Below are 11,561 nucleotides of genomic sequence, written 5' to 3'. Positions count from 1 at the left end.
GGCACGGTGCTCGGCACGGCGATCGTGGCGGCCAATGGCAGCTATGTCGCGATATTGAGCACACCGCAGACCAATGGCCAGACGCTGACGCTGGTGCAGACGGATGTTGCGAACAACGCGTCGGGACCAGTGCCGGTGATCGCGCCGGACAGCACGGCGCCGCTTGCGCCCACTGGGGCGGTCAACGGGACCGGGACGGTCGTTAACGGCACGGGCGAAGCGGGCGCGACGATCCAGATCACTGATCCGGTGGGCAATGTCATCGGTACGACGACGGTGGCAGGCAATGGCACCTATAGCGTTACGCTGACCACGCCGCAGGCCAACGGCCAGACGCTGGGCATCATCCAGGCGGATACGGCGGGCAATGTGTCGCCGCAGATATTTACGATAGCGCCGGATATTACAGCCCCTGTCGCCCCGACAGGCACGGTGTCTTCGGACGGCACGACCGTGAACGGCACTGGCGAAGCGGGCGCGATGATCCGCATTACCGATCCGCTGGGCAATGTCATCGGCACGGCGATCGTTTCTGGCAACGGCACCTACAGTGCCATATTGACGACGCCGCAGACCAATGGTCAGACGCTGGGCATTACCCAGGCCGATATTGCCGGGAATATTTCGCAACCCGGTTCGGCCGTGGCGCCCGACATTACGCCGCCAGCAGCACCGACGGGAGCGATAAACGGCAGCGGTACGGAAGTGACCGGCACGGGCGAAGTCGGCGCGACCATCCGCATCACCAATGCGGACGGCGTGGTGTTGGGCACGGCCGTGGTGACCGCAAACGGCACCTATTCCGCCATGCTGACGACGCCACACACCAATGGTCAGGCGCTGACGGTTGCGCAGACGGACGGCGCGGGCAACATATCTCCACAGGTTGGCCTGATCGCGCCGGATACGACGCCACCGGCCGCCCACACCGCCGCCATTGCCGCCAATGGCGGGTCGGTCAATGGTCAGGGTGAAGCAGGCGCCACGATTACCGTGCGCAATGCCGGGGGGACGATCCTTGGCACCGCAGTCGTAGCTGCCAATGGCACCTATTCCGTCGCGCTCAACCCGGCACAGCTCAATGGCGAACGGCTGACCGTGACGCAGGCGGATGCGGCAGGCAATCTTGCCCCCGATGTCGCGGTGACCGCGCCTGACCTGACGCCGCCAGCTGCGCCAACGGCCAGCGTGTCCGCCAATGGCACGGTGGTCAGCGGCAACGGTGAGGTCGGTGCGACGGTGACGGTTACGACCGCCGCTGGCGTCGCGATCGGGTCTGCGGTGGTTGCGGCCAACGGTACTTATTCGGTGACGCTGACGCAGGCGCAGGCCAATGGCGAAACGGTCGGCGTGATCCAGACCGATGCCGCCGGTAATCCATCGACGCAAACCAGTGCCGTAGCGCCCGACATCACGGCGCCATCAGCACCGGCCAACCTGACGGTCAGTACCGCTGGCACGACATTGACCGGCATTGGCGAAGCAGGGGCGACGGTACGCGTGCGCGATGGTACTGGCACGGTGATCGGCACGGCGCAGGTGGGATCGGACGGCCGTTTCACGGTCACCCTGTCGTCTCCGCAGGTGGGAGGCCAGAACCTGACCGTCGACCAAACCGATGCAGCAGGCAATCAGTCGGCCAGCGCCGCCGTTGGCGCGCCGTTCGACATTGCGGCGTTCGACAACAGCACCATTGCGCTGATCGACCTGTTGCCGGTTTCGAGTGCGGTCAACCATGGCAATGCGAACTATGTCGCGCTGGTGTCGCTAGGCGTGCTCGATCTGCAGGCGCAGGTGCTGGGTACGGCAAGCGTGGGCTTCACGGTGGCGGACGGGCACAGCCTGAATGCGGTCTTCACCTATGACGCGACGCTGACCATAGGCGTGGCGGCGGGCTATTCCGTTGCGGTGCAGCGGTGGAACGGCACGCAATGGGTGTCGTTGACGGGCGGCAGCGGCGCGTCCCTGTTGCAGCTGGCGCTGTTGGGCGGAAACCTAGTCAGCACCGAAACATTGGGACCGGGCCTGTATCGCGCCTTTGCGACATTCGATGGCCCGGCCGGCGTCGGACTGCTGGGATCGCTCAACGTGTCCGGCACGGATTCCGACTTTACGGACATTGGCGGGATCGTGCCGCTGCAGGTGCATGGCAATGTCATCACCGATCCCAGCCCTGACGGTCATATCGACATCGTCAGCCCGCAGACGGTGATCCAGAGCGTTACCGTCAACGGTGTGACGACAGCGGTCAATGCCGACGGAACGGTGATCAACGGATCGTTCGGCCGTCTGGTCATCAATCTGGACGGAACCTATACCTATACCCCGTCCGCCAGCGCGGCAGCGATCGGCAAGACGGATGTGTTCCAATATACGCTGATCGACCGCAGCGACGGCGAAACGGAAACGGCCAATCTGTCGATCACGATCGGCAGCCCTGACATCACCGCGCCGCCGGTGGCCAATCATGATGTGGCGAACGCGGCGGTCGTATATCAGAATGTTGTCGAAACCATCGCGACGGCGCAGGGCTTCACCTTTACGACGGGGGCGGGGGCTGTCATCCTGCCATCGACGGGCTCCAATTCGAGCAGCTTCACGGTGGGAGCCAACAGCCAGTCCGACGTTACGATCACGGTCGTCCGCGGCGGATCGATCAGCGTGTTGCCAAGTTATACCATCACCATCCGCAATGGTGCGGGGACGGTTGTCGGAACCTATTCCGCGACGGCCGTGGCGGGACTGCCGCTGGGCGCGGGGATCACCCATACGTTCGATGATCTGCCGCCGGGTACATATAGCTATACCGTATCGAGCACCAATATAGTGGGCACGGGCTACGGGTCGACGGTCTATATCGGCCAGTCTGTGACGCATTTCGACCAGTTCAGCGTGTCGGGCGTGACCGGTACGCAGGGCGAATTGCTGGCCAATGACACGACCGGCACCGCCTTTGTCGTGGTGAAGGTTGGGACGGGCAGCGGCTTTGTGGAAGTCGGGGAATCGCCCATCACCATCAACGGGGCCTATGGGACGCTGACGGTCAACGAAACGGGCCATTATACCTATACACCCAGCAGCAGCATCCCGCATTCGACGGTCAATCTGGTGGACAGCTTCACCTATCAGATCGTCCAGCCCAACGGCACGACCGCCACTGCGACGCTGGATGTGACCATCAACGTGGGTTCGGGTACGACATCGTCGATCATGTCGATCGAGGAAAACAGCGTACAGGCGGACGATGTTTCGGCCTTTGGCGACGATACGCACCAGATGGCCAGAATGGTGGACGATTCATCGCAACCGGCCGCAGAGCCTGTTGCGGAACCGGCCCATGTCGCGGCCAGCGATACGGATCAGGCCGACTCTGCCACGTCGGATGATGTACTGGGCGATCTTGCCGCTCAGATGTCCGATGGACAAGGCGACATGGATGATTTGCTGGGCAGTTATCTTGACAGTCAGCCATTGCCCGACGGTGCGGACGCGGGTGGCACTGTGGCGCCCGACACGACCGACCTGACGGCTGTGGACATGCCATCCGACCCGTTGAACTATCTGTCGACGCCGGACGACATTGAAAAGCACAGCCAAGTCAATACGCATGTTGTGTAAGGTCGTGACGCAAGACGGGCGTGTGCGCTATTCGTTGGAAAGGCGCGGAAATGGCCATGTTGTCTCGTTAGCATGATCGTAACCAATGTTACGCATCCTGATCATGACTGGAAGAGGATATGACCGGGATGGACGCAATGTTCCATGGCGGCAGAGTCTGTTTGTTGGTTGCTGGCAGTCTGCTGATGATGGCAGCGGCGGTCGCTGAGACCGGACCGGCGGTCAACGCTGCCGATCCGGTCACGCTGGAAGAAGCGGCACATGAAGCGATCGCCTGGCACCCGATATTGACGCAGGCAGCGGGCGAACTCAACGCCCGTGGCGAAGAGGTCAACGTCGCCCGCGCCGGTTATTCGCCGCAGATCAGCGCCGGGTTCGTCACCGGATATGACAGCCGCCTGACCGGCGACTGGCGTCCCCGGCCACAAGTCAACGCTACGCAGATGCTTTATGATTTCGGCAAGGTCGGCAGCGCCGTCGACTCGGCGGAGGCGGGTACGCGCATCGGACAGGCGCAGATGCTGCTGGCGATCGACGGCCTAGTGCGCGACACCGGTTACGCCGTCATCGAATTTCAGCGCGGCGAGGCGCTGCACCGTGTCGCGATGGAACAGCTGGAGCGGATCAGGGCGATCAGCGATCTGGTCGACAGCCGCGTGGCGAAGGGCGCGGCGACCCGGTCCGACGGGCTTCAGGCGCAGGCCCGCGTCGAAGCATCTATCGCCACCCTGTCGCAGATCGAGGCGTCCCGGCGTCGCTGGTCCAGCAATCTCGCCTATCTGCTGGGCCGCACCGCGCCGCCGCAGAATGTGGAGGTCGACGCGCCCGGATGGTTGATGGCTGCTTGTCGTCAGCCGCCGCCAGACTGGGACGATGTGCCCGCCGTCATGGTGGCTGAAGCGCAGCGGGATCAGGCTGCGGCCGATCTGCGCCGTCGTAAGGCGGAACAATTGCCCACCATTTCGGTAGGCGGCACCGGGACGATCGATGTGTCGGCGCCGCTGTCCGACCGGCGCAGCGCCTATACGCTGGGTTTCAACGTGACCAGCAATGTGTTTGGCGGCGGCATTACCAAGGCGCGCGTACGCGGCGCGGCCCATGCTCTGGAGGCGGCGGATGCCGCGAGCGACCGCGCCCGCAACGAAACCGCGCAGCGTCTGGCCGAAGCGCAGCAGCAGATCGACAGTCTGGGCGCGCTGCTCAAGACGCTGGCATCGCGGGAGGGCAATATGGACGAAACCGGCAAGCTGTACCGCATGCAATATCTGGAAATGGGCACGCGTACGCTGGTCGACCTGCTGAATGCCGAACAGGAATATCAGCAGGTCCGGTTTGAAGCGACCAATGCGACCCATGACCTGCGGCGATTACAGCTCGACTGCCTGTATAATTCGGGGCGGACGCGGGCGGCATTTCACCTGACCGGCATGGTGGTGCGCGGAGTGACGCTATGAACATGATGCCCCCGATCCGCCCGCCTATCAACGGCGATGCGACCGATGCCTGGCTGGAACTGTTGCAGCTGGTGGCGCGCCATTATGGCCTGCCCAACAGCGAACAGGGGGCAAAGCTGGCGGGCCTGTGGTCGGGCACCGATGGCGAACAGGCGCGGGTGCGCAGCATGGCGCGGGCGCTGGGCCTGTCCGTCCGTTTCCGTGTGCCGGGGATCGGCGAACGCATGGGGGGATGGCGCCTGCCCATGATCGTGCGGATGAGCGACGGCGCGCTGGCGCTGGTCAGCGATATTTCGGATGAGGGCGAGGCGACCCTGACGCTGGCGGGGGAGGGCGGGTTGCGCGCCCATATGGCGATCGCAGACGTGGCGCGTGGCGCGACCCTGCTGGCCGTTGCCCGGCCGATGCGCGCCGCGCCCGATGCGCGGGTCGATCCCTATATTCACCGGCATCAGGAAAACTGGCTGCGCCGCATCCTGCATCAGGACAGCCGATCCTACGGCCATGTCATGATTGCGTCGTGCATCGCCAACCTGCTGGGCCTGTCGGGCGTCATCTTTTCCATGCAGGTCTATGACCGGGTGGTGCCCGCCGAATCCTATCCCACGCTCTATATATTGACGCTGGGCGTTGCGCTGGCGATCGGGTTCGATTTCCTGCTGCGGCGGCTGCGCATGAACATCGTCGATGTGCTGGGTAAGCGCGCGGACCTGCGCATGTCGGACAAGGTGTTCGGTCATGCCCTGCGCGTGCGCAACCGGGCGCGGCCGACATCCACCGGCACCTTCATCGCGCAGCTGCGCGACCTCGATCAGGTGCGTGAATTGCTGACATCTACCACGGTCGCGGCGATGGCGGACCTGCCCTTCTTCCTGATATTCCTGGTCATATTGTGGTTCATCGGCGGGCCGCTGGTGCTGGTGCCGATGGCGGCGGTGGTGCTGATGATCGTGCCGGGCATATTGGCCCAGCGTAAATTGCGCGCCTATGCGACGGCGTCGATGCGCGAATCCTCCTTGCGCAATGCGCTGCTGGTGGAGGCGGTACAGGGCATAGAGGATATAAAGCTGTTGCAGGCGGAGGAACGGTTCCAGCAACATTGGAACCGCTACAATGCCGAAGCGGGCGAGGCGCAGCTGAAGATGCGCGGCCTGACCAACAGCCTGACCGTATGGACCCAGAATGTGCAGAATGGCGTCTATGCCGGGACGATCTGCGTCGGCGCGCCCATGGTCATTGCGGGCGACATTACGACGGGCGTGCTGGTGGCGTCGTCCATATTGGGTTCGCGCATGATGGCGCCCATGTCGCAGGTGACCGCGCTGCTCAGCCGGTTCCAGCAATCGCGCGTTGCCATCGGCAGCCTCAACCAGATCATGGGCCTGCCTGTCGATCGGCCGGATGACGAGCATCGCATTTCCGTCAATGCGCTGTCGGGCGCCTATTCCATCGCGGGCGGCGTGTTCAGCTATGCCGATCCCAACAGCCCGCCTGCGCTGACCGTTCCTGAACTGGAAATCGCGCCGGGGGAAAAGATCGCCCTGCTGGGCCGGAACGGGGCGGGTAAATCGACCCTGCTTCAGGCGCTGTCGGGCATGATGCAGCCGGTATCGGGCGAAGTGCTGATCGACAGCCTGGCGCTGCATCATATCGATCCGCACGACCTGCGCCGGGACGTCAGTTTCCTGTCGCAGGACAGCCGCCTGTTCCATGGCACCATTCGCGAAAACCTGACGCTGGGCGCGCCGGACGCTTCGAACGAGGAAATCGTGTCGATGCTGGCGATGACGGGCGCGATCCAGTTCGTCCGCCGCCTGCGCAGCGGGCTGGAACATGTCATATTGGAAGGCGGCAACGGCCTGTCGGGTGGACAGGTGCAGGCATTGTTGCTGACCCGCCTGCTGTTGCGCCAGCCGCGCGTGGCGTTGCTGGACGAACCGACCGCCGCGATGGACGAAGTGTCGGAACGGCATTTCATCGATGGTCTCAAAAACTGGGCGCAGGGCCGAACGCTGGTGATCGCGACGCACCGGATGCGGGTGCTGGAGCTGGTCGATCGGGTGATCGTGATCGATAATGGCAAGATCCTGCTGGATCAGCCCAAAGAGGTGGCGTTGCGCACGATGCAGGCGAACCGGGCGAGGGTGGCATGAGCAGCGCGGCGATCGACGACGAATGGCAGTTCGACGATGAAGGGCGCAGCCGTCTGGTCGGGGCGACCCGGCTGTTGTGGCTGGTTACCGCCCTGTTCGTCGCCCTGTTCATATGGGCATGGTTCGGCAAGCTGGACGAAGTCGCCAGCGGCAGCGGGCGGGTGGTGCCCACCAGCCGCGAACAGGTGATCCAGTCGCTGGAAGGCGGCATATTGGCCAAGCTGATGGTGAAGCAGGACGACATCGTCCGGCCGGGCCAGATATTGGCGCAGCTCGACCCGACGCAGGCCGGATCGACGGTGGATGAAAGCGCCGCCAAATATCGCGCCGCTTTGGCCAGCGCCGCGCGGCTGCGAGCGGAAGTGACGGGCAGGACGATTGTCTTTCCCCGCGAACTGGATGGCTATCCCGACCTGAAGGCCGCCGAAACGCGCCTCTATCAGGACCGGCGCAACAGCCTTGCCAGTTCGGACGCGCTGATCGATGAATCGCTGGCGCTGGTCAGCAAGGAAGTGGGGATCGGCGAATCGCTGATTTCCGTCGGCGCCGCCAGCAATGTGGAGGTGTTGAGGCTCAAGCGTCAGCGCGCCGAACTGCAACTCAAGAAATCCGATCTGCGGTCGCAATATATGGTGGAGGCGCAACAGAATCTGGCCAAGGTCAGCGAAGAGGTGGAGGCGCTGGCCCCTGTCGTGCGCGGACGGTCCGACACGCTTAAACGCCTGACGGTGCGGTCGCCGGTGCGCGGGATCGTCAAAAGCATCGATGTGTCGACCATCGGCGGCGTGGTGACGCCCAATGGCGAAATCATGAAGATCGTGCCGCTGGACGATCAGTTGCTGATCGAAGCGCGCATGTCGCCGCGCGACATCGCCTTCATCCATCCGGGGCAGCGGGCGACGGTGAAGATCACCGCCTATGACTATTCCATCTATGGCGGTCTGGAAGGACAGGTGTCGAGCATTTCGCCCGACACGATCAAGGACGAGGTGAACCCGGAAATCTATTATTACCGCGTCTTCGTACGGACCCAGTCCGTCGCGCTGGTGAACAAGGCGGGCAAGCGTTTTCCCATCGTGCCGGGCATGATCGCCACGGTCGACGTCCACACCGGCAGCAAGACGGTGATGCAATATCTGATGAAGCCCTTCAACCGCGCGCGTGAAGGCCTGCGCGAACGATGACGGCGCCGGGAGCGGACAGGCTGGCCGCCATCGGCGACCGGCTGGGCGATGCGCCGTCCATCCTGATCGATGGCACGCCGGGCATGATGCTGTTCCTGTCGTTCACCGATGGCGACCAGCGTGCCCGCACCATCAACGTTGCGGGGCAGGATGCCGCAGCATGCTGGCGCGCGGCGTTGCCGCAGCTGATGGCGGCGGGCGACCGGCTTGACTGGCTGCGCGTCGATTGGGTGCAGGCGGTCGAGGAAAGCGACTGGCGGAGCCTGCGCCAGCGGCTGGATGCGACCAAGCGCAATTATTTCCGGCTGGGCATTTCGCTCGATGCGCGGCTGGAACGGGCGTTTCTGGAAACCGAAATCAATGCCAATGCCATGCTCTATGGCGGCAAGGATCATCACAGCGCCATCGTGAATGAAGGGCATTTCCGGCGCTATGCCCGGCTGCGTCATGGCATCGATACCATCGATTTTGCGGATGACGCCCCGGTTTGGCTTTTTTCGACCGCCGGCCTGTTCATGGGCGACGATGGCGTCATCCATTCCATCAGCGAACAGGGGCGTCATGCCGGACGGCGCAGCGTGGCGCGGCTCGACCCCGATCTGCTGTTGCAGATGATCGGCGATGGCAGCGCCTATCTGGCGTCCCAGATCCAGGATGGCGGGCGCTTCCATTATGGCTGGCACCCCTGTTTCGACCGGTCGATCGGCGCCTATAACAGCCTGCGCCACGCCAGCACGACATACGCCATGCTGGAAAGCTGGGAAGTGACGCGCGATCCCCTGTTGCTGGCGGCGATCGAACGATCGCTGGCCTGTCTGGAACGCGACCTGATCGGCCATATCGACCTGCCCGACGGTAAGCCCGCCGCCTTTCTGATCGATCCGGGTGGGGAAGCGAAGCTGGGCGGCAATGCCGTCTGCCTGCTGGCGCTGGTCAAATATAGCGAATTGCTGGCGACCGACCGCTTCGCCGAACTGATGAACAGGCTGGCGACCGGTATCCTTCATATGCAGGATGCCGATACCGGCCAGTTCGTCCATGTTCTCAACTATCCCGCGCTGACGGTGAAGCAGCCTTTCCGTATCATCTATTATGATGGAGAGGCGGCATTCGGGCTGATGCGCCTCTATGGCCTGACCGGCGATACGCGCTGGATCGATGCGGTGGAGCGGGCCTTTGCCCATTTCATCACGGCGGGCCATGCCAATGCGCATGATCACTGGCTGGGCTATTGCGCGAACGAACTGACACGGCATCGGCCAAGGGCGCAATGGTTTCGTTTCGGGCTGGACAATGTGCGCGACTATCTGGATTTCGTGGAAAACCGGATCACCACCTTTCCCACGCTGCTGGAACTGATGATGGCCGCGCAGCATATGATCGCGCGCCTATCCGACGATCCGGAACATCGCCATCTGCTCGACAGCATTGACATCAACCATTTCTATCGGGCGCTTCATGCCCGTGCGCATTATCTGCTGAACGGTCATTTCTGGCCGGAACTCGCCATGTTCTTCGCCAATCCGCGCCGCATCGTCGGCAGTTTCTTCATCCGCCATCATGGATTTCGCGTGCGGATCGACGATGTCGAACATTATCTGTCCGGCCTGATCGCCTATCGCCGCTATCTGATGCAGCAGCGGGGCGAGGAAAAGGCGATGCCGACGGATCATGGCTGGACGGCGCGCAGCGTGGTGCAGGCGACCGGCGGGCGCTGGCTTTCCCCTCCGCCTGCAGGCTGGGGCGCGAACGGACTGTGCATATTTCCGCCCAGCCTGCGCGATGGCGAGATGGTCGTGATGCGCGGGCGGGAGGGGGAGCGCGGCATCGCGTCACGCATGATCGACCAGTTGGCGCCAAAGGCCGCCGCCATCATCACCAGCGCGCCGCAACGCTTTGCCGGTCATGCCCTGCCGTTGCTGGCCGTACCGGACAATGACGAAGCGATATTGGCGCTTGGCCGCCATGCGCGCGCGGCGATGGCGGGAAAGCTGATCGGCGTTACAGGCAGCGCGGGAAAGACCACCATGGTCGCCATGCTGGCGCAGGCGCTGCGTCCATGGGGCTATGTCGGTGAAACCCGTCTCAACGCCAACCTGCCCCATGGGATTGCCTGGAACCTTGCCTCCATTCCATGGGACACGCCCCATATCGTCATGGAACTGGCGATCGGGCGCATGAAGCAAAATGCGCTGCTAACCCGGCCCGACATCGCCCTCTTCACCAATATCGCGGCGGCGCACCTGGAATATCATCACGATCTGGCCACCGTCGCCCGGCGCAAAAGCGCGATTTTCGACGGTATGAAACCGGGTGCCACCGCCATCCTCAATGCCGATATGCCGCATCTGGATCAGGTCCGCGCGCTGGCGCTCGCCCGCGAATTGCGGGTCGTCAGCTATGGCCTTTGCGCCGACGCCGATTATCGGCTGATCGACCGGCAGGATGACAGGATCGCGGTGCGTACGCCCAATGGCCAGCGCGACTATCGCCTGTCCGCACCCGGCCAGCATATGGCGCTCAACAGCGTGGCGGTGCTGGCGACATTGTCGGCGCTGTCGCTGGATGCTGCGCGGGGACTGGATGCCCTGGCCGGGTTTCGTCCGCTTGCCGGGCGAGGGGAAGAGGTCGCGCTCACCATAAATGGTCACAAAGTCGCCCTGATCGACGAAGCCTATAACGCCAATCCCGCATCGATGGCGGCGGCGCTGGAAATGCTGGGCAAGCGCCATGACGGGCGACGGGTGGCGATATTGGGCGAGATGCTGGAGCTTGGTCCCGATGCTGTCGGCTATCATAGCGCGCTTGAACCACTGATCCGCGCCCATGCGATCGAACGGGTCCATGTGGTGGGCAGGCTGTATGAACAGCTATGGGCCGGGCTGCCCCCGACGCAGAGGGGCGTATATGCCGATGATGTCGGGCAGTTGCACGATCGGCTGCGGGATATGACGCAGGACGGCGACGTCATCCTGATCAAGGGATCGCATGGCAGCGCCCTGCACGAATTGGTCGATCAGCTGAAATCCGAAGCTGTTGCGCATTTATAACCGAAACGGACCGGTTTCGATGACAAGCGCTGTTACAATATTGCGCTCTTTACAGCTTGTTAAGAAGACAGGCGCAGCCTCCCTGATATTCCGTGGCTATCA

At 63.3% G+C, this 11,561-nt stretch carries 5 protein-coding genes; all 5 read left to right on the top strand.

Annotated features, from left to right (window positions below; translation table 11 throughout):
- Window positions 1-3,618 (top strand): BapA/Bap/LapF family large adhesin (locus tag ACOJSJ_RS08620; protein ID WP_420144570.1); only part of this gene is annotated, 3,618 nt, incomplete at its 5' end.
- Window positions 3,619-3,803: 185 nt separating this feature from the next.
- Window positions 3,804-5,072, top strand: a complete 1,269-nt coding sequence (locus ACOJSJ_RS08615; RefSeq protein ID WP_420144569.1) for a TolC family protein — start codon at window positions 3,804-3,806, stop codon at window positions 5,070-5,072.
- A complete protein-coding gene (locus ACOJSJ_RS08610; RefSeq protein WP_420144568.1) occupies window positions 5,069-7,225 on the top strand; it encodes a type I secretion system permease/ATPase in 2,157 nt (718 codons plus the stop codon). The genes ACOJSJ_RS08615 and ACOJSJ_RS08610 overlap by 4 nt, the downstream gene beginning before the upstream one ends.
- On the top strand, window positions 7,222-8,409 hold the full coding sequence (locus ACOJSJ_RS08605; protein ID WP_420144567.1) for an HlyD family efflux transporter periplasmic adaptor subunit: 1,188 nt from the start codon (window positions 7,222-7,224) through the stop codon (window positions 8,407-8,409). Before ACOJSJ_RS08610 ends, ACOJSJ_RS08605 begins: the two co-directional genes overlap by 4 nt.
- Window positions 8,406-11,459: a UDP-N-acetylmuramoyl-tripeptide--D-alanyl-D-alanine ligase gene (locus ACOJSJ_RS08600; RefSeq protein ID WP_420144566.1), complete on the top strand. Its 3,054-nt coding sequence runs from the start codon at window positions 8,406-8,408 to the stop codon at window positions 11,457-11,459. Before ACOJSJ_RS08605 ends, ACOJSJ_RS08600 begins: the two co-directional genes overlap by 4 nt.
- Window positions 11,460-11,561: the final 102 nt, after the last annotated feature.

Source organism: Sphingobium sp., from assembly GCF_048594625.1.
Lineage (GTDB): Bacteria > Pseudomonadota > Alphaproteobacteria > Sphingomonadales > Sphingomonadaceae > Sphingobium.
This window is presented reverse-complemented; position numbering and strand designations above follow the sequence as displayed.

What these genes read in the sequence shown, in the direction of transcription:
- ACOJSJ_RS08600 (WP_420144566.1), top strand. Translation starts at nt 8,406, where the DNA reads ATGACGGCGCCGGGAGCGGACAGGCTGGCCGCCATCGGCGACCGGCTG.
- ACOJSJ_RS08605 (WP_420144567.1), top strand. Translation starts at nt 7,222, where the DNA reads ATGAGCAGCGCGGCGATCGACGACGAATGGCAGTTCGACGATGAAGGG.
- ACOJSJ_RS08610 (WP_420144568.1), top strand. Translation starts at nt 5,069, where the DNA reads ATGAACATGATGCCCCCGATCCGCCCGCCTATCAACGGCGATGCGACC.
- ACOJSJ_RS08615 (WP_420144569.1), top strand. Translation starts at nt 3,804, where the DNA reads ATGATGGCAGCGGCGGTCGCTGAGACCGGACCGGCGGTCAACGCTGCC.